At 39.0% G+C, this 19,347-nt stretch carries 22 protein-coding genes; 4 read left to right on the forward strand and 18 right to left on the reverse strand.

All coding sequences use genetic code 11. From position 1 onward, the window contains the following. Positions 1-124: 124 nt before the first annotated feature. The 4 genes from cas9 to H7T93_RS09890 form a co-directional block, all read right to left on the reverse strand. Entirely contained in the window at positions 125-3,511 is a 3,387-nt protein-coding gene (gene cas9, locus H7T93_RS01080; protein ID WP_201036173.1) for a type II CRISPR RNA-guided endonuclease Cas9, read from the reverse strand. Positions 3,512-3,652: 141 nt separating this feature from the next. Beyond that, positions 3,653-5,314 carry a SulP family inorganic anion transporter gene (locus H7T93_RS01085; RefSeq protein ID WP_107372847.1) on the reverse strand — a complete coding sequence of 554 codons (1,662 nt, stop codon included), beginning with the start codon at positions 5,312-5,314 and terminating at the stop codon, positions 3,653-3,655. Positions 5,315-5,553: 239 nt separating this feature from the next. After that, positions 5,554-6,168: a hypothetical protein gene (locus tag H7T93_RS01090; protein WP_048790566.1), complete on the reverse strand. Its 615-nt coding sequence runs from the start codon at positions 6,166-6,168 to the stop codon at positions 5,554-5,556. Positions 6,169-6,263: 95 nt separating this feature from the next. Next, positions 6,264-6,536, reverse strand: coding sequence for a hypothetical protein (locus H7T93_RS09890; protein ID WP_260313900.1), 273 nt, complete (start codon positions 6,534-6,536; stop codon positions 6,264-6,266). Positions 6,537-6,707: 171 nt separating this feature from the next. On the opposite strand from H7T93_RS09890, the gene H7T93_RS09895 reads away from it, so the two are divergent. After that, positions 6,708-6,863, forward strand: coding sequence for a hypothetical protein (locus H7T93_RS09895; protein WP_207185596.1), 156 nt, complete (start codon positions 6,708-6,710; stop codon positions 6,861-6,863). An 84-nt stretch (positions 6,864-6,947) separates the two neighbouring features. Here the strand turns inward: H7T93_RS09895 and H7T93_RS01100 are convergent, their stop codons facing one another. From H7T93_RS01100 to H7T93_RS01120, 5 genes are all read right to left on the reverse strand, one after another. Then, complete coding sequence (locus H7T93_RS01100) at positions 6,948-7,559, reverse strand: CPBP family intramembrane glutamic endopeptidase (RefSeq protein WP_145516284.1); 612 nt, start codon at positions 7,557-7,559, stop codon at positions 6,948-6,950. Between the two features lie 103 nt (positions 7,560-7,662). Then, the gene (locus H7T93_RS09925) at positions 7,663-7,827 is read right to left on the reverse strand and encodes a hypothetical protein (protein WP_254594409.1); all 165 of its coding nucleotides are present in this window, start codon (positions 7,825-7,827) and stop codon (positions 7,663-7,665) included. Positions 7,828-8,029: 202 nt separating this feature from the next. Continuing rightward, complete coding sequence (locus H7T93_RS01110; RefSeq protein ID WP_145516288.1) at positions 8,030-8,407, reverse strand: hypothetical protein; 378 nt, start codon at positions 8,405-8,407, stop codon at positions 8,030-8,032. Positions 8,408-8,419: 12 nt separating this feature from the next. After that, positions 8,420-8,782, reverse strand: coding sequence for a TIGR02328 family protein (locus H7T93_RS01115; RefSeq protein ID WP_145516290.1), 363 nt, complete (start codon positions 8,780-8,782; stop codon positions 8,420-8,422). Next, positions 8,779-9,171: a YbgA family protein gene (locus tag H7T93_RS01120; RefSeq protein ID WP_145516292.1), complete on the reverse strand. Its 393-nt coding sequence runs from the start codon at positions 9,169-9,171 to the stop codon at positions 8,779-8,781. Before H7T93_RS01120 ends, H7T93_RS01115 begins: the two co-directional genes overlap by 4 nt. A 175-nt stretch (positions 9,172-9,346) precedes the next feature. Here H7T93_RS01120 and H7T93_RS01125 point away from each other — a divergent pair, with 175 nt between their 5' ends. Both H7T93_RS01125 and H7T93_RS01130 read left to right on the forward strand, forming a co-directional pair. After that, positions 9,347-9,766 (forward strand): SP_0198 family lipoprotein, encoded by a 420-nt coding sequence (locus H7T93_RS01125; RefSeq protein ID WP_038675691.1) that lies wholly within the window; start codon positions 9,347-9,349, stop codon positions 9,764-9,766. A gap of 99 nt (positions 9,767-9,865) precedes the next feature. Next, on the forward strand, positions 9,866-10,063 hold the full coding sequence (locus H7T93_RS01130) for a hypothetical protein (protein ID WP_048674353.1): 198 nt from the start codon (positions 9,866-9,868) through the stop codon (positions 10,061-10,063). Between the two features lie 257 nt (positions 10,064-10,320). Here H7T93_RS01130 and H7T93_RS01135 read toward each other — a convergent pair whose 3' ends face one another. The 3 genes from H7T93_RS01135 to H7T93_RS01145 form a co-directional block, all read right to left on the reverse strand. Further along, on the reverse strand, positions 10,321-11,070 hold the full coding sequence (locus H7T93_RS01135) for a CPBP family intramembrane glutamic endopeptidase (RefSeq protein ID WP_037600331.1): 750 nt from the start codon (positions 11,068-11,070) through the stop codon (positions 10,321-10,323). Between the two features lie 96 nt (positions 11,071-11,166). Next, the gene (locus H7T93_RS01140; protein WP_037600327.1) at positions 11,167-11,478 is read right to left on the reverse strand and encodes a hypothetical protein; all 312 of its coding nucleotides are present in this window, start codon (positions 11,476-11,478) and stop codon (positions 11,167-11,169) included. A 110-nt stretch (positions 11,479-11,588) separates the two neighbouring features. Next, positions 11,589-12,176, reverse strand: a complete 588-nt coding sequence (locus tag H7T93_RS01145; RefSeq protein WP_201041585.1) for a TetR/AcrR family transcriptional regulator — start codon at positions 12,174-12,176, stop codon at positions 11,589-11,591. 154 nt (positions 12,177-12,330) lie between these two features. Between H7T93_RS01145 and H7T93_RS01150 the strand changes: the two genes are divergently transcribed. Continuing rightward, positions 12,331-12,924 (forward strand): class I SAM-dependent methyltransferase, encoded by a 594-nt coding sequence (locus tag H7T93_RS01150; RefSeq protein WP_201041586.1) that lies wholly within the window; start codon positions 12,331-12,333, stop codon positions 12,922-12,924. Between the two features lie 199 nt (positions 12,925-13,123). Here H7T93_RS01150 and H7T93_RS01155 read toward each other — a convergent pair whose 3' ends face one another. The 6 genes from H7T93_RS01155 to H7T93_RS01180 form a co-directional block, all read right to left on the reverse strand. Further along, positions 13,124-14,353, reverse strand: a complete 1,230-nt coding sequence (locus H7T93_RS01155) for a dihydrolipoamide acetyltransferase family protein (RefSeq protein ID WP_201041587.1) — start codon at positions 14,351-14,353, stop codon at positions 13,124-13,126. Positions 14,354-14,363: 10 nt separating this feature from the next. Then, on the reverse strand, positions 14,364-15,395 hold the full coding sequence (locus H7T93_RS01160; RefSeq protein WP_004182823.1) for an alpha-ketoacid dehydrogenase subunit beta: 1,032 nt from the start codon (positions 15,393-15,395) through the stop codon (positions 14,364-14,366). A gap of 16 nt (positions 15,396-15,411) precedes the next feature. Then, the gene (locus H7T93_RS01165) at positions 15,412-16,485 is read right to left on the reverse strand and encodes a thiamine pyrophosphate-dependent dehydrogenase E1 component subunit alpha (protein WP_014634179.1); all 1,074 of its coding nucleotides are present in this window, start codon (positions 16,483-16,485) and stop codon (positions 15,412-15,414) included. 104 nt (positions 16,486-16,589) lie between these two features. Beyond that, positions 16,590-17,930 carry a dihydrolipoyl dehydrogenase gene (gene lpdA, locus H7T93_RS01170; protein WP_201041588.1) on the reverse strand — a complete coding sequence of 447 codons (1,341 nt, stop codon included), beginning with the start codon at positions 17,928-17,930 and terminating at the stop codon, positions 16,590-16,592. 558 nt (positions 17,931-18,488) lie between these two features. Then, complete coding sequence (locus H7T93_RS01175) at positions 18,489-18,692, reverse strand: CsbD family protein (RefSeq protein WP_038675683.1); 204 nt, start codon at positions 18,690-18,692, stop codon at positions 18,489-18,491. Positions 18,693-18,777: 85 nt separating this feature from the next. After that, positions 18,778-19,338, reverse strand: a complete 561-nt coding sequence (locus H7T93_RS01180) for an Asp23/Gls24 family envelope stress response protein (protein ID WP_049546105.1) — start codon at positions 19,336-19,338, stop codon at positions 18,778-18,780. Positions 19,339-19,347 lie beyond the last annotated feature (9 nt).

The raw sequence follows: 19,347 nt of genomic DNA on the forward strand, positions 1-19,347 counted from the left end.
TGATTTCGGCATGAAGCCTTATCTTTGTAGCTTCTGCAAGATTTAAGTAACTGTGTAAGGCGTCCCTTACACGATTATTATAGTATATAGCAACTATAATTGCAACACTTTTTAACAATTAATATTAAAAATCTAGCTTAGGCTTATCACCCTCATTTTTGATGATATGCTGATTTCCTAGAACATCCGTTCTTACTTTATAAATAGAAATATTTGATTTTGCTAGTCCTTTTATACATCGTCCTGACTTATCTGCAGGACCTAAAATTTCAATAAGTGACTCATTCTTCTCAAATTTATCTTTTGAATAAGGCTTTAACTCTACATAATGCTTTTTATTTGGCATTGATCGAGAAAGAAAACGGAATAACTGCTGTTCTTTTGTTCCCGTATCTTTAATTAGCAACAAATCATTTTTATAAAGTGTGAACTTGAATTCTGAATCAGAATCTACACCCTCTTTCTTCTTAATGGCATTGTATTTTTCCTGAGAAATCTTATATGTTCCTGTCCCTTTTTCAAATTGTAGGTCAGCATATTTCAATCCAAGTATTTCGTATTTTCCAGTAGTCTTATTGAAATAGACATCCGCTCTCCATGGAGAAACTGACTGCAAGACAACCTTATTGTTACTATTCTTTGGAGTGATATCAATATGATTACCTAACTTACTATCATAGTATTTAAGACTCTTGATTTCAGGACCATTGCCTTTTTTACTATATTTACGAATATAGTCGCCGTGTTCTTCTTTAAATTTTAGGAAAGGATTACATGGTACTTCTTTCCCTTTTTCATTCATTTCCTTATTGGGATAGTTCTCTAAAATTGGTTCGATAACTTTCTCAAAGGTTTGTGGGTCGTGACGATACATGAGGAATTTTGACTTATCCTTCTGATAAATCTTTATAAAGGCATCATAGCCAGTCTGGCTATAGATATCTTTGATTTTCCCTAAGACATAAGTTTCATCCTTCTTATCTTTTCCTACTTTAGCATGTCTTGTCGCATAAATGGTAGCATCTGATATTTTACGATTAAACTTAGAATCCACTTGATATGAGAATAAGATACTGTCTTCAAATTCTTTACTCTTCAATGTATCAACAAAATGTTGATAAGGAGCTTTGAATACAGATTCCTTGTATTCATCGTCACTAATAAGTTCACCTGTTTCAATATCAAGTAGTTGATCTTCTGAATAACTTACAAGGGTATTTTTTTGTTTCTTCCACAAATTCAACTGACTTGAAGCAGCAATAATCAATGCATCGACAGCATGGTGATGATAAGTATCACGAGTCTTCTCAATTCCCCAATGGCGTCTCAATTGAGATGTGAATTGACCACGAACCACGGAAACTTTTGTATCAGTCTTGTGAAATCTAAAGTGTTCTTGAAGGGCATTGAGGACAACTCTTGAAGCGTATCTTGTATCTACAAGATTTCGTTCGATAAATTTCTTGCGAACATCAAATTTTGAAATATCCTCTTCTGTAAGAAGGTATTCTTTTTTCTTGTTTGAAAGTGCTTTTGACTCACGTACAAAAGCTTTTAATTCACGGAAAGACCATGCATCATCCATGCTATCTAAAGCCTGATAAGGTGTTCGTTGTCCTTTTTCTTGGTTAGCAGTTGCATAAACCAAAACCTTATTGGCAAGGCTATCATCGAAGGTGATCGAAAGAGGTAAAATATGATCTATTTCAAACTGATTAGGATTATTTATCAAATCATGGATTGAAATTGTCTTACCAGTATAAAGGCAACGTTCTCCTTGCTGATGCCAAAGGCGGATTTTAGTCGCTAATTGCTTATGACCGTGGAAAACACTATGTGGTAATTCAGCCTTTCCATTATATTGGTTGGCAGCCTTAAGCATTGCTGCATCTTTTTCATCTTTGTTGGCTTTTTGAATCTTTTGAATAGCTTTCTTTTCATCATCTTCATTCGTTTCTCGGGCCATTTCGATGACAATATTGTCAAAATCACCATACTCTTTGATTGCTGCATTTACGATTTTAATAGCTTGGCGAACAGACTTAGCAACAACAGGATTATAGATTTCTTCAGTTAGTAGTCTCTCATCTATATATTTTGTTTTATTCGATGACGAAGTCGTTTTTTGTTTTCCAAGTCGTTTCAGGATAGTCATTTGCTCTTCAGGCGTCGCATACAATTCTGGGATTAATTCCATCATAAGTTTGACAGAAAAATTATGCCAGCCTTTTCCAAAAATGGAACTATTTGCTTTGCGGAATTGAACCAATTCGTCAACTTGCTCCTGACTAAAGGTCCCATCAGCAAACTCATGCTCTATCGCTTCTTGGATACCTTCCTTCTCCGTATTTAATGTTAAGACATAGGCTAATTTATCAAGTTCCTCTCTTGCCATTTTCTTAACATCAAGGGTTTCAAGTGTCTTCATTTTTCGATAGGCTTCGAAAGTATGGATCTCAGCCTTATCTGATTTGTCGATACGGTATCCCTTGATATCTGCAACATCGCAAGAAAGTAGCTTAGCGATATATTTAAAGAGTTTCGCTGGACCCATTGCCTTTTCATTTTTGACATAATTAATGATTTGATTCTTCTGTTCTTCGCTCAACTTCTTGGTTTCTGTTGGAACTGTTAGATTGTTCAAATCATTTAGCAAATTGAATTCTTGAGCCGTGCAAGATGCTTTTGCTGCTCTATACTCTTCTGGATAAAATGTACATTTCCCGATTAGGATACCAAAAATATTGTCTAAAGTTATGTACTCATCTTCAGAATCTTTCTTAGTAGTATACCTTCCATAATCAGTCCGTGACTTTTCATTACCTGGTCCGTGATAATATTTACGTTTTCCAGTTAAAATTTCGAGATAACGATTAATAAATTCATCTGTAATCTGTGGATTAAATTCTTGTTGGGTTTGTAGTATTCTTAACGCTTCTGCACGATAAGCTGATGTTGGAAAGACATTAATTAAGCGATGTTTTTTTCCATCTTCCTCAACAGTAAAATCACCACGTAATTGACCATATTTTTGGTAGCGTTCCAACTGAATCTGTCCCGGTGTCTTAGTTTCTAATTGTTTACTATTTTCTTTAACAATTTGTGCATAGTCTCCTACTGATGAATTTCCGTCATCACTGGCATCATCGAGATAACTAATCCCACGGTGTTTCACCATATTTTTAAGAGCGATAAACAATTCTTCATTAGACAATTCATCGATCAAGCCCTTAACTCGTAATTGATATGGGTTAAGATTGATTGAAACCTTCGTAAAATCGGTGATTAATCCACTTTCCTCAAATAGATGATTTAAACGAACTCTACGATGTTTTTTACGTCGTGTCAATCGTCTCCCTTGACGATTTGTTCTACGTTCTACATTATTTTCCGCTTGGGCTGCTGGGAAAATGCGTGAATTCTTATGGATAATTTCTCCCGTCACTTTATTAAGGATACCTACACCAACAGAACCTATACCGATATCAAGTCCTAAAACTAAGTCGCTCATTTAAGAATCTCCTTATGCTTTTTTCTAATATTTTACAATAATATCTGAAAATTCACAACATTATTTTGTTAGCACTGTTATTATTTTAAAAAGCCAAGTTCAGTTGAACTGGCTTTTTCTTCTTGTGCAAAATGGATTTGTCTAGACTTCTTTTGCTAGGGCTATTGCTTTTTCAAGGGCTTGGTCCGTCGACTCGCAGATATTATCTGGACCGATAGTCTGGATGAAGCCTGATTTTTCGAGAACTCGGTAGGGTTGGGCGTTAACGTGAGAAAGAAGCAAGGTCATGCCACGTTTTTGGCAGATAGCAAGCGTTTCCTCAAGGGCATCCAGACCAGAGATATCCATAGCTGGAACGTTGCGCATGCGTAGGATAAGGACATTCTTACCATCGTCATTGATAACATTCAAGAAGTTATTGGCTGCACCAAAGAAGAGGGCACCAAAGATTTCATATACGACTGCATTTTTAGGGACTTGTTTCAAGTCGCTGTCCTCAGACAATATAGGATCGTCCAGATTTTCCTTGTCCACCCACTGACGGATTTGAGCCACGTCTGACATGCGTTTGAGGAAGAGGAAGGCTGCTAGGACCATACCAAATTCGATGGCAACCACTAGGTCAAAGAAAACGGTTAAGATAAAGGTTACGATAAGGACTGCTACATCACTCTTAGGGGCACGTTGAATCATACGAACGACAGTACGCCAACCGCTCATGTTATAACCGACAATCATTAGGATTGAGGCCAAACAGGTCATAGGAATCAATGAGGCATAAGGCATGAGAAAGAGTAAAATCAGAAGCAAGGTAAGGGCATGAACCATCCCCGCTACTGGTGTTCGTCCTCCATTTTTGACATTGGCTGCGGTACGGGCGATGGCACCCGTTGCAGGAATCCCGCCAAAGAGGGCTGACATGATATTCCCAACACCTTGGCCAATCAATTCAGCATTAGAGCGATGATTACCACCAATCATCCCGTCTGAAACAACGCAAGAAAGTAGGGATTCGATGGCTGCTAGTATGGCAATGGTGAAGGCTGGCGACATCATTTGACGAATCAAAGAAAATGATAAGTCAGGAACTGTGAAACTTGGAAGTCCTGCTTTGATGGTGTAAAGATCACCGATGGTTTTGACTGGCAGATGACCAAAAGCTACGATGGCTGTGGTCACAATAATTGCAACCAAAGACCCCGGAATTTTCTGAGAAAGGCGTGGCCAAAAGATTTGAATGACTAGGGCCAAGATACCAATTGCAAGTGTCGGCCAGCTAATACTTGAAAGATGCTTCTCATAAGCTAGAAGTTTTTCTAAGAACTCAGCTGGCACGGACTTCATCTCAAGGCCCAGAAAATCTTTAACCTGTCCAGCCACAATCCCAACAGCTATCCCCAAGGTAAAACCAAGTGTGATGGTTTTGGGAATGAACTTGATCAGGTCACCAAAATGTAGGAGCCCCATGATAATAAGCATGAGTCCCGCCATGAGCGTGGCAAGGGTCAAACCAGCCATACCATACTGGGCAATGATGCCATAGATGATAACAACGAATGCTGCAGTCGGTCCACCAATCTGAACCCGACTACCTCCTAAAAAGGAAATAAAAAAGCCTGCAACGACTGCTGTGTAAAGACCTTGTTCGGGATTGACACCAGAGGCAATGGCAAGGGCAATCGACAAGGGGAGAGCAATGATAGCCACGATGAGTCCTGCGATTAAGTCCTTGAGAAACTGGCCCTTAGAATAATAACTGATGGTGGTGAAAAATTTGGGTGTGATATATTTTAAAGCGTCCATTTTTTCCTCCTAACTACTATCCTAAAACTCTTTAACTCAGTGAAATAACTCTTTTTCAATGAGTGTCAGACGCTTATCAAATTTACAATCTTATGATAGCATAGGAAAAGCTCATTTTCTAGGGGATTGAGGGATTTAAAGCTATTATTTCAAGATTTTTTTAACTTTCTTAGTTTAGAAGTGAAGGTATCAAAAAACAAGTCCAGACTATGGACTTGTTTTGAAAGATTCATTATGGATTACCAACTTGTTGGCAAGGAAATCGGAATGTTAAGTTTAACCTTCATCTTGCTATTGGTCACAGAGGCTTGCTCAATTTCATAGCCGATTTCTGGAAGCTTGAGCTGAATTTGGTCATTAACCATTTGAACACCACTGCTTGACTGGGCAATGCTCTTCTTGAGGTAAGGCAGAACCAGTGATTTTGGAACTGGAAGGCGACCCAGGTGGGCACCTGCCAAATCTAGTAGGATGACTTCCTTGTTAGTGCTGACCGTAAAATCAAGGCTGAATGTTGATTCGATAGGTCCAAGAGATACGGGAACCTTAGCTGTTAGATAGGAATCATTCAACTCTACGCTACTGTTTTGCAAGGTCTCGTCATTAGAATCAGCCATGCTTGCTTTTAGGATTTGACGAAACTGATTACTGTCAAGATTAATCTCAGTTGAAACTCCGCCTGATGAAAGGGACGCCCCACCAATACCAGCCTGGGCTAAATCAGCAAGGGATGTTTGTGTTGATACATTTTTTAATTGGTCCTGACTGTCGATCTTGTCCGGAATAAGTAGAGCCGCCACTGCAAAAAAGAGCACAATGACGAGGACAATGAGTCGTTTAAACCATTTCCACATAGGGATACCTCATTTCAATTTTTCACTTTTGACGTCTATTGTACTGTAATCAAGGGAAAAAAGCGAGTAAGAACTGGAAATTCTCTCATATTTTCTTAATGCAGGAGATATGGCTCCAGAACTTCAAAGACTTTTAAGTAAGCATTGGCATAAAGGTGGACGCCGTCATAGGTATGCTCTGCCTTCTGCTCTTTTCTATCATCAACCAAATCAGCATTACAATTAATGAAGTGGCAGCCATAGGTTTTGGCAATTTCCTCAAGAGCCTGGTTGCAACGGTCAAGATTTTCAGGAGTCCGCAGTTTCATCCACTGGATAGATGCCGGTGTCTGCCAAGGCAGATGTAGATTGGCTGGGTAAAAAGCCATCAGTTAAATCTTGGTATGGGGCAAAATAGCAAGTGTTTGCTCCAGAATTTGGCTGATATTTGCCGTCATATGTTGGAACTACTGATCTCCATAAGGCTCCTCGGTCATGTCATTGGTACCGATATTGATGAAAACCTTACTCGGTTGCAGATCCAAAAGTAGGGGATGGATATGCTGGAGAAATTCATCCGTATTCAAACCACTGATGCCCCGATTGTAGATGATATCGTCGATACCTCTACTCCTAGCGATTTCACAAATGGGAAAAAGCTCCATGAGAGAGGAGCCCGTGAAAAGCGTTTCCCCCTTGATAGCAACCTCATTTAGGTACTGATAGTTTTTAAGTTTGATAGTTTTTAAGTTTGATATCTTTTAATTCATCCATGTTAACTTTCTTCTATATAATTTTATCTAAATGAGGGAGAAGGCAAAGAGCAACCCTACAACCGTATTGGCCAAGGCGTGGATAAAGACACTAGGAAGAATGGACCCACTTGCTTTTATCTCATTGATAGCACCAAAAACGTAAGCTATGAGACTGATAAAGACCAAAATGGCAAAAGCCTTAAGGTAACCAGTTAGTTGGATAAACATAAGTGCATGGATGAGACCAAATAAGAGAGACTGAACCAGATTTGCTCCTAGAAATCCTAGTTTTCCTTGCATCCTTTTTAATAGAAAACCTCTAAAGAAGATTTCTTCTGGCAAGGCAGTCCCTAAGATAGCATAGGCTAGAATAGCAGGAAGAGCTCCAATTCCCTTTCCAGAAAAATCTGCTGTGGCCGTTTGGCTAGAGTCGAACCAAGCGAAGACGATAATTGAAAAAAGAAGAAAAACTAGACTAATACCCAAAATGGTCAGTAGTAATTGCCTCTTCTTCTGACTCTCAAATTTCTTCAACCCAATCCAGTCAAAGAAACCGACCTTTTTCCTGCTCCAAATTAACCAAGTGATAAAAAGAATGACAGAGACTATGAGCAGTTCCATAATACCGCTCATCAGTTTAGACATAAATAGGGTCATGAGTTTTTCCTCCTCTTCTAGTCAAAAGACAGCTTCGTTCTTTTGAAAACGATTACCTTTACACCTTGATTATACTACTTTTAGGGGAAGAAAAAGCCCATTTTCACCAGTCTTGCCAGGTTTCTTTGGCACGAATCACACGGTTTTGCTTATAGTCAATATGGTAAACACGCCAGCCACCAATCCAATCGTCCTTCAGCTTGTACTCAACACTTCCTTGAAGATCGTCACCCTTGCCCAAGAGCTTCTCCACTTCTTTTCTCGTCATGCCCTCAAGCTGATACTGCCGGTGAAAACTCCACATGAGTTTATGACGCATGTGATCTGGGGTACGAGCCCATTTTTCAGGAGTAAAAATCCGGTCTCGCGGGACAATGATTGCAAAATGAACCAGACAAATGTTTTCAATAATTAAACAAAAGGCTTTTCGTCGTTTTCGTCTGGTTTCTGGGGTGAGGTAGGCCATAGGATTACCTTACTTTCTCTTGTTTCCAATAGTCGTCCAAAATCACTGTGTGCTCTTTAGAAAAGCGAATAAGGATGTCTCTGGCAACTTGTTGGGATACACGTGCGACATTTGTCAATTCTAATCCTAGCTCAGGTGTGTCGTGTTCCAAGCGATACTTGTCATCCTCGGATTCAACAAAGATAAAACTCATTGACCCTTTTTCGCTATAAGTGAGATAGAGACTATCGTAGGATACTGGAAGTTGCACCAAGGCATCCCAGATATCACTGTCACTTGGGTTTGTAATCGTCGCATAGTCTACCTGATCAGCTGTCGAAATACGCATGACAAGGCCTTCTGCTGCTTTCTTTTTAGGTGCAAGCCACTTAAACAAATGCATCGTTTTCCTCCTTTAGATGATGATTCCTTTTTGCTTGAGATTGTCCAGACATTCCTGTAAATAGGCAGTATCATGCTCTGGGTAAATGATGACTGGTAGCTTCTCCACTTCAAGCTTATCGTAGGCTGGCATCTGCTTGCCTCGATACTCCTTGTCCAACCACTCTGGGCTAACACGATAGCCACGTTCCGTCATTTCTTGCATAATAAGCTCATGGTATTTAAACAAGCGGTAAGGGGAATAGTCAAAAACATAGTTAACCGTCGCATGTTTTCGTTGCCATCCCTTACCACGAAGGGCACAACATTCTCGGTGCTGCCCTAATAATTGCTGACGAGGTAGTTTTGCAATCAACTCTTGATGCCACAGTCTCATTTTGAACCCCCATTAATTAAGGTTGACTCCTCCAGATAGCGATTAGGATACTTGCTGAGGAGCTCTTTGACAGATTCCACTAAACCATGCTGAGGAATTTGGCCTGCTGCATAGCTATCCAGTTGGGCCATAAACATTTCCTTCTCGCTAGTGGTTGCTTTTTTCTTAAAATACCCCCAGATATGTTGGAAGGCATTGACGACCTGACCAGGATTTTCAGGAAGGTCAAGTGCTTGATCAATGTAGGCCTGAACCTGATCCAAACTAACCTCATCATTCTTGAGATAGTTACGGATTTCTAAGTAAATCTTGTTTGAATGGCTGAGCACCAGGTACTTATTGGCTGCCCAAAGTCGCTCGCACTGGCGACGTGGATTGGTAGTTGTCATTAGGAACCTTCCTTGATTGCTTTTTATCAGTATAGCATAGTTTAAATGGGGATAATAGATTAGGCCTTTGAGAATTTGAAGAGTGATTTCCAACTATTTTCAGAAAAGGGTTTTTGCTTGGTTTGTTTGTAAGCGTTTGCTATACTTAAGGTATCAAAGAAAGGAGACAAAGCCTATGACATTGTCCAAAAAACTCACACTTTCTCTTGCCTCTATGGCAGTTCTTGGTCTTTTAGCAGCCTGCTCAAACCAGAAAGCTCAAACACCTGAAAGCTCTGCTAGCACCCAACAAAGTTCAAGTAAGGTTTCATCTTCACAAAGTTCTGAAGTTTCTAAACAGACTGAAGGGCTAGATGGCACCTATAAAGGAACTGATGAAAATGATCGCATTACCCTAACCATCTCTGGAAATACTGGAACTTGGGAAGAGGACGAAGCAGATGGCGAGAAGGAAAGCAAGTCTGTAACAGTTAACCCTGACAATCAAAGTCTAACAATTGGTGACGATACCAAACACTATAAACTTGACGGCAATCAGCTGACTATTGAAGATGATGACCACGATCCAAATGATACGGTTATCTTGACGAAATAAAATGAAAAACCTTAGCCAATCCACTCTCTGGAATTTAGCTAAGGTTTTTTATGTTATACTATAGGCAGAAAGAAAACGAATACAAACAGGAGGTTGACGATGACTCAAAGAAGATTATGGGTGACGCTATTTGTTGTGTCGATTATTGTAACTCTTATTGGACTGGGATTTTCTGTCTATAACTATTATGTCTTTGATAAACCCTTTATGACTACGACTACAAAAGGTTTACTAGCAGCCTTTTTCCTGTGTGCGACAATGGTTGCCATCACCCTATCCAAATCAAGTAAGAAGTAAAGATATGAAAGAGGTATAAGTTTGTAGACTTATACCTCTTTTGATACAACATTACTTAATCTTGTGTTTATTCATTTTTTCTTCAAAGATGTCTGTCATAATCTTACGTAACTCTTGGCATTCTTTTTCAGCCTTTTGATGATGAAATGTATCCTTGGCCAAACGAGTCACCTCCTAAAAATGAAACTGTGTCATTATATCAACAGATAGGAAAGAAAAGCTCCCACCGAAATTCAGTGGGAGGTTCAACTCTATTTCTATGATTTTCGTACCACCACCAGCCAAGAGGCTAGTAGGATTTCGCAAATAACCAGAAGGATAATCTGAGTAATAGAACTCTGAACTAGCAAAAGGACAGCCAGACTATCGATCAGCATATGGGCAAGGATACAAGGAGCAGCTCCTTTCGAATACTCTTTGAGAGCTCCAAATAGAAAAGTATTTCCTAAAATCATCAGGTAAAAAATGAGATAGTTGGAGGAACCTGCTGTAATCCAAGGGAGTTGATAGATAGGGATATGCCAGAGGAACCAGACAATGGAAAGAACCATCATTTTAGTTATAAAGTGCTTACTAAAGTAAAGATGTTCTTGTAAAAACCAACGCCAACCTACTTCTTCCAGCCCCCCATATAAAAAGGTCCAGGGAAAATATAGTAAGAAGGCCAAGAGGGTGTTCCCAGTAAAGCTAACATTCCTGAGAAAGAATGAGGTTCCATAGTAGATGACTGGAATGAAGAGAGCTAGAATCCAGGACAGGGGACTTTCTTTTTGAAGAAAGACCTTTTTGAAAAATTCACCCAAGGATTTGACTTCACTCAACACAAGAGAAAAGACAGCCGCCATAATCAGGGGAACACAGTTCATTAGGATAAACAGTAGTGAGGCACCCAGACTACTCCTGTCTGGGAAACACCATAGGATAACTTGCCCTACTATATATGTAGCAAAGAGGGCAGACAGTACATACCAGATAGCAACTGATTGTTTTGAAATAAATTTGCTCATTTTTTCTCCGTAACGGGATGGTAAAATTGACAATATCTCTTTTTTATGGAAGGTTGATTCGTAATTGTAGAAATAAACACATTGTCTTTAAAAATCTTATTTAATCTTGTGTTTGTTCATCTTTTCTTCAAAGATGTCTGTCATAATCTTACGTAACTCTTCTCTCTCTTTTTCAGGAAGGTCCCCTTGGCGCTTAGCCACTGCATAAAGTTCAGGATATTGCTTGGCTACACGCTCGACTGTCTTAGTCGTCGCATGCCCTCTGACAAAGAAAGGAATGCGTTTAATCCATTCTTGTGGTACGAGAGCGAGTAACTTCTTAGCCGCTTCCTTATCAGAAATCTCAGCTGTGCTCAAACCTTTTTCGATTTGCTTTTGTTCTTGTTCTGTAAAATCTTTTAATTCCATAACTTGCTCCTCTTTATCTTTATATAGTAAATTTTACACCCATGCATGAGAATATACAACTGATTGGGATGGGATGTTGCTAGCTGTGAACAATAATAGAATTAGGAAAATCATGATTTCTTTTTTCCTAAAATACCGTACAAAAAGATCTGATGAATTTGCTCAACCTCTGTCTCTAAATTGTCACTATGGGCTAATTGATTTCCCATACCATTAAGAGCATCCATGACATTTAAGATAAGCTCTGTCGATAGGTCTTCAGCAATAAGGCCCTCTGCTTTTCCGAGATGAATATAAGCACGATAGATGTCACGTTTTTTTGCAGTGATTGCTTTCGTTAGGAGAGTTGAGAAAACAGAATCTTCCACCATTTTATCTTGAAAATAGTCCGAGATTTGCTGACTCATTTTCTCCTGACATAGGTCTAAAGCCTGGTCTAATTTTGTATTAAAAGCTAGATTACTTTTTAAAATATCCTCGGCTTGCTGGGTTATTTCTTCAAACAAGTCATTAACACAGAGAGTTACCAAGTTATCTTTGCTCCCGAAATAATTGTAGATAGAAACAGGAGATACTTCTGCTGCCTCTGCAATAGATTTTATACTCGTTTCCTTAAAACCTTTGTCTTTAAACAAACGCAAAGCTGCTTGAATAATCGCTTGCTTCTTTTTCTCAGTCGTCTTTTGATATTGATTCATGTGAATACCTCTGTTATTACCAATTGTAGCATAAGTTTGAAATATATGAGTATATATTTCATTTTTCTTGCTATTCTTACTAGCTTTCTCTATAATAAAGTTTGAATTTAAACCATCTATATTTCAAACTTTATTTTCAAAAATGGGAGGGAACATGCTCATTCAATATCTTATAAAGCAATCTATAAATCCGAGTGGTCTTGTTGGCCGAGTGATTACCAACATCTGGTCGTCCTATTTTAAGGAACTCAGCCTTTGGGCAATAAAACAAACCACTATCCCTAACAATAGTCGTATTTTAGAAGTCGGTTATGGCGGTGGTAGCACTATCAAAAACCTACTTGCTTTAGATAAAAATCTTGACATTCATGGCATTGATATTTCCAAGGAGTCTTATCAAACTGCTAGACGGATGCTTTTAAAGTCAATAGAAAATGATAGTGTCCAGCTGATGGTTGGCAATGTCGAAAACCTTCCCTACCAAAATCATTATTTTGATCTTGTCTTTGCCATTCAGACCCATTTTTTCTGGATAGATTTAAAACAAAGCTTTCAGGAAATCTATCGAGTCATGTCCAATCATTCTACTCTGATTATTGCTTCCGAAAAAGAAAAAATACAGTATCATATGACAGATTATGGAACAAGTTCTGAATTGAGTCAGTTATTAACAAGTATTGGCTTTTCAAAGATTGAAGAAAGGCAAAATCACAAATGGGTTTTGTACATTGTTATTAAAAGAAATTAGGAAATTGATAGACAAATTCCCACTTGACTTAAGAAAAGCTCTCCCCTTAGCAACACGAAAAGAGAAGACTAAGTTAGTCTTCTCTCTGTGTAAGCTTTACGCTAGCTATTGAGCTAGACAAGGTTAGCAAAAAACTTTATATTTTAACCTATAATATGTCTATTAGTTGATAATCTTAACCTTGCAAAATTTAAATCCACTAGAAAATAAGGAGATAAGGGTCTTCCAGATAAGATATAACTTGTGCTAAAAATTCAGCTGCTGGAAGGCCATCGATGATTTGATGGTCGAAGCTCAGACTCAATGGAAGATAGTCTTTTTGAACAACCTCTCCCTCCTCATTAAATGCCAAAGCTTGTTGAGTTGCTCCTACTCCAAGAATTGCCACCTCTGGGGAGTTAAGGATTGGTGTGAAGTATTCTACACCTGGCCCCCCTAGGTTCGTAATTGAGAAAGTAGAACCACTATATAGGTCAGATGGAAGTGTACCTTTTCGAGCTTGATTAGCCAGAGTCTTAATGCTTTGACCAAGATCTGCTAAAGTCATACGGTCTGCGTCTCGAATCACAGGGACAACCAAACCATCATCCAAAGCTGTTGCCATACCAATATGAATGCTTTCTTGAATCTGATGAATTCCGCCGCCATACCAAGCATTCAAAGCTGGAAAATCTCTCAAAGCTTTGGTTACTGCTTTAGTTAATAGAGTTGTGATACCTAGTTCACCATTTTCAAGTGGAGTATGGACCTTGGCCTTAAGTTCTTTACGGAATTTCAAAAGCTCAGTTAAATCAGCCTTACGATGAAGTGTCACTTGAGCAGAAGAATGAAGACTGTTCATCATACGTTCGGCAATAATCTTACGCATGCCTTGGAGTCCCTCACCGTATTGACCTGAGGTCATATCTTGTGGTAGAGGTTCAACGACCTTATCAACAACAAGACTTGGTTGGTAAGCTTCTACATCACGTCTTGTAATACGACCATTTCCACCTGTCCCTTTAATAAGGGAGATATCATAGCCTTTCTCAGCAGCCATCTTACGAGCCACCGGTGTAATGAAAATGCGTTCCCCACTAGTACGAGCTATAGGTGCTGTAGTAGATTTAGGACTAGGCGGTGTTGAATCTTTAGCGACTTCAGTTGGAGCTTCCTCTTGTGCAGGAGCCTCTTCGGTTCCTACATCCTCTCCTTCCTGACCAACCCATCCAACGACTTCCTTACATTTAACTGTAACACCTTCACCATGCACAATGTCTAGAACAACCCCAGAAGCAGGGGATTCGACTTCACTAGTCAATTTTTCAGAACTAATTTCCAATAAAGGCTGACCACTTGTTACTGTATCACCAACTTGGACCAACCACTTTTGAATGAGTCCTTCAGTCATGGTTAGGCCGAGCTTGGGCATTAAAATTTCTGTTGCCATAAGCGCCCTCCTATCCTTTCAAGTCCTGAATCAATTCATCAGCTACTTTCAAAACCTTATCCGCATCAGGGATATAGGCTTGTTCTAAGTTTGTCGCAAATGGAACAGGAGTATTTGGAGCACAAACACATTTCACTGGTCCATCAAGATAATCAAAAGCTTTATCTGAAACTACAGATGCAATATCAGTTGCAGTATTGTTATGTGGATTGGCCTCATCCACAATAATTAAACGACCAGTTTTCTTCACGGAATTTAACACTGTTTCTTCATCCCATGGAGCAACTGTACGAAGATCAATCACTTCTACAGAAATGTTGTCTTTTGCCAAGCGGTCGGCGACCTCATAGGCTACATACAACATCTTACCAATTGTCACAATTGTTAAATCCTTACCTTCTCTACGAACGGCAGCCTTACCAATTGGTACAGTATAGTATTCTTCTGGCACTTCCCCTTTTAGTCCATATAAAGTCTTGTCCTCAGAAAAGATAACTACATTATCGTCCTCTATTGATGCTAGGAGTAAACCTTTAGCATCATATGGTGTAGCAGGAACGACTACCTTAATACCTGGAATAGATCCAAAGAGTCCGTAATATGATCCTGAGTGTTGAGCCGCAGCTGAAGCACCTGCACCGTGCATAGTACGCACAACCATCGGAACTTTAGCTTTTCCTCCAAACATGTAACGCATCTTAGATGCCTGTCCTAATAGGGCATCAAAACAGAATCCAATAAAATCATTAAACATCAACTCTGGTACAGGTCTTAGTCCTGTAAGCGCCATCCCCACCGAAGCTGATAAATAGCCGTGCTCAGAAATCGGAGTATCAATAACTCGTTCCCTGCCATATTTCGGCATCAGTCCTCGTGTAATCCCCATGACACCGCCCCAGGCATCCTCGTTATTATTTTCTAAGTGTTCAACATTAACACCACCTGCGATATCCTCTCCTAGAAGAACAACTCGCTCGTCTCTTTCCATGGCTTGATCGAGCCCTTCATTGATGGCTTTCATAAATAATGTTTCTCTAGTCATTATGAATCCTCCTCAATCAGTCTGCAAATACGTCTTCGTAGAGAGCTTCTTCTTTTGGAATTGGGCTCTCTTGAGCAAAGTGGATTGCATCTTCAACATCTTTTTGTGATTGGGCAACAATCTCATCCAATTCATCTTGGCTAAGGATACCCTTTTCAGTTACCAGGTCACGAAATACTTCCAAGGCATCCACATCTGCCCATTCTTTTTCGATTCCATCTGGTGCTTTGTATTTTTGCTCATCTCCTTCGAAATGGCCATGGTTACGATAAGTAATAGCTTCAATTAACGTTGGACCATCTCCACGACGCGCACGTTCAATGGCCTCTTTAGCCACTTGATAAACAGCAAATAAGTCCTTACCATTAACGCGAACGCCAGGCATATTGTAAGCTTGTGCACGTTCAGCAATTGTTGGAGAACCTGATGAATACCATTGTGGTGTTGATTCTGCAAAAAGGTTGTTTTCATTTACAAATACCACAGGTAGATTCCAAATAGAGGCCATGTTTAAGCACTCATGAAAATTACCTTCATTGGCAGCACCATCACCAAAGAAACATACAGCAACATCATCAGTCTTTAGATATTTGTTGCGCATAGCAGCCCCAGTCGCAAGACCAAAGCCTCCGCCTACCATACCATTAGCACCAAGGATTCCTTTATCCAAGTCAGCGATATGCATAGAGCCACCCTTACCTTTACCAAGCCCAGTAGACTTACCAAAGATTTCAGCCATCATTTTTTTAAGGTCTCCACCTTTAGCCACACAGTGTCCATGTCCTCGATGTGTGCTAGTAATGTAGTCTTTATCAGTCAAGTTAGCACATACCCCAGTCGCAATAGCTTCCTCACCTGAGTAAAGGTGAACAAATCCTGGAATTTGACCGATTGAAAAGAAATGTCGTGCATTTTCTTCAAAATTTCGAATATCCCACATAGTCTTATACATGGATTTAGCCTCTTCTTTTGAAACATTTTCCACACCAAGATCATGGGCAGTTTGAACCTTAACTTCTTCCTTGGTTAAGGTTTGTCCCTGATGTTTTTCTTTCATTAGGGCTTGTGGCAATTCTTGATAATGTGTCATATTGTTTCCTCCTTCTATAGAGAGCTTTATAAAAAACAAATATTATTGACAGATATATAGATTTGAAAAAATGAGAATGGCTGTGCTAAACCTATCCATCGACCTTAGGACCTTAAAATCAGTCTTACAACTTCCTGAACCAATTCAGAAATTGTTGGATGTGCAAAAATTGTCTTATCAAGCTGATCAAGTGTTCCTTCAGCATCATTCAAGACAATCAAGGATTGTAGAATATCAGTTGCATGTGGACCAACGATAACGGCACCTAATAGTAGTTGATAGCGTTTTTCGGAGACAATTTTAACAAAACCTTTTGCTGAATTAGACGCAATGGCTCGACCATTATAAACATAAGGAAGTTGACCAACTGATATATCATATCCTTGTTGTACCGCCTCCTCTTCTGACAAGCCAAAGGAAGCAATCTCTGGCGTTGTAAAGAGAGACCGTGGAACACTTGAATTATCAACCGGTTCCTCAGCCTGACGACAAATGGCTCGAACAGCTTTGATTCCCTCGCTACTAGCAACATGAGCTAACATATATCCAGGAATCAAATCCCCAATCGCATAAACACCTGATTGAGATGACTCGTAATAACTATCTACCTTAATAAAGCCTTTTTCGGTCAGCTCCAAGCCCATCATTTGGGCTAACTCAATATTTGGCTTACGCCCTGTTGCTACAAGTAAGTTATCATAAGAGTAGGACTTGCCATCTGCTAAAATTACAGCATTTTCTTTAACCCTATCTATGCTAACTCCCTCCAGAATAGTAATTCCAAGTTGTTCCATCTTTTCTCTAATAATGGAACGTGCTTCGTCATCTTCAGTTGCTAAAATTGTTGGTGCAACCTCTATCATTGTCACATCCACACCAAGTGGAGCCATGGCAAAAGCTAACTCAACGGAAATAATACCTCCACCAATGATAACCAAACGTTGAGGAAGTTCCTTTAAGTTGAAAAAGTTATCTGTTGTCAAGTAGTCAACATCGTTAATACCAGGAATAGGAGGAATAAATGGATGACTCCCCGTCGCCAAAATAACAGACTTACCTGAGACTCTTTCACCATTAACTTGGAAGGTTTTATCAGAAATATAAACTGCCTCACCTTCAATATAGGTGATACCTAATTGTTTAAAACTTGATTGAATACCAGACTGTAGTGTTGCTACGACTTGATCTTTGCGAGCAACAAGTTTTTGAAAATCAAGATTATCATTTAAAACTGTCACTCCATACTGAGAGGCTTCTTTAGCAGCTAATAGCCAATGGGCATGTTCAAGATAGGCTTTGGATGGGATACATCCAACGTTCAAACAGGTGCCACCTATGAAGTTTTTCTCAATGACAGTTACCTTTTTACCTAAACGGGCAGCTTCTTCAGCAGCAACATAACCACCAGGACCTGCCCCTATAATGAGAATATCACATTGACTCAAAACAATACTCCTTTCTAGAATGGAAGTCGGCTGTTAGCCGAACCACTTCAAGTAGGACAAAAACTCGGAGATATTTTTGAAAGCGTTTTCTATACTTTGATTATAAAACTAATACTTATGAAAATCAAGTAATTCACTGAAAATGCGATGTTTTGGTGGTGAAAACATTCACAAGTAATGCAAACGTTTGCCATTCCCTATTCGGGATGACGTTAGCACTTATACTTTGCTGATTTTTATAGACACTAGATAAATACAAATCTCCCCCAATCATTAAATAATTCTTCAAAATGTTATAAAAAACACTCTAGCGTCTATAGCTTGGATAAAACTATAGAAATTAGAGTGCTTTTACTATTAGAAAGAATATATGGATTTAAAAAGGAATTTAAATTAATCTAAAGAAAGTTGATTTTTCACCTGAGTAATATCGTAATGTTAAGGATTTGTCATAGTTTTTGGTGTTGTTTTAAAAGTGAGTAGTTAGGAGTAAAACAACCTTAAATTTCTTGTAGAGCAATTTCCATGTTTTAAGTGAAAAATCAATCGATTTTAGAACTATTTATCGTCCTTTTTAACCATATTTTTAACGCCTTCGATAGCCCCTTCAACAGCCTCTTTGGCATCTTCGGCAACTTCTTTAACTTTTGAAACTACTTTTTCAGCAGCTCCTTCTTTTTCAGTTTTTTTATCATCAGTTATTTTTCCGACACCTTCTTTAATAGCGCCTTTAGCTTGATTAAGTTTTTCTTCTACTGACATAGTGTTACCCTCCATTGGAAAATCAGATTATTGAAAATGAACGTTTTTAAACAATTCATTTAAATTTTTTTAGGCATAAAAGAATTTAGTGAACTCTTGGTTCTGCTTTAGCAGTCGCTTCAGAGACAGCTTCAACACCTTCACTAACTTTTTCCTTTGCAGCTGAGAAGCCATCACTCAATCCCTGTTTTGCGCTTTCAAATTTATCGGAAGTAAATTCACTTGTTGATTCAACAACTCCAGTTACTCGATCTTGTAGGCTTACTGAGTCTGCTTCATGTTGCTCTTTAGTCTTGATATCAACAACATCTACATTAACTTCAACCACTTCCAAATCAGTCATCTTAGAAATTTCTGAAACAACAACCTCTTTGATTTTCTTGTATAGTTCAGGAACATTCTTTTGATATTCGACAATTACGTTCAAATCAACAGCAACTTGCTCTTTACCAACTTCAACATTGACTCCGCTTGCAACGTTATCAGTATTGATAAGTTTTTCAGTTAGGTTTGAGAAAAAGCCTCCATCAATAGCCAACAAGCCTGGAATATTTTCTAAAGAAAGACCAATAATTTTTTGAATGACTTTATCTTCGTAGGTCAATTCGCCTTTTACTTCTTCTACTTTTTTTTCTACTTTTGACATATGAATCTC

The sequence above is a fragment of the Streptococcus sp. 9.1 genome, from assembly GCF_016648815.1.
In the GTDB taxonomy this organism is placed as follows: domain Bacteria; phylum Bacillota; class Bacilli; order Lactobacillales; family Streptococcaceae; genus Streptococcus; species Streptococcus salivarius_E.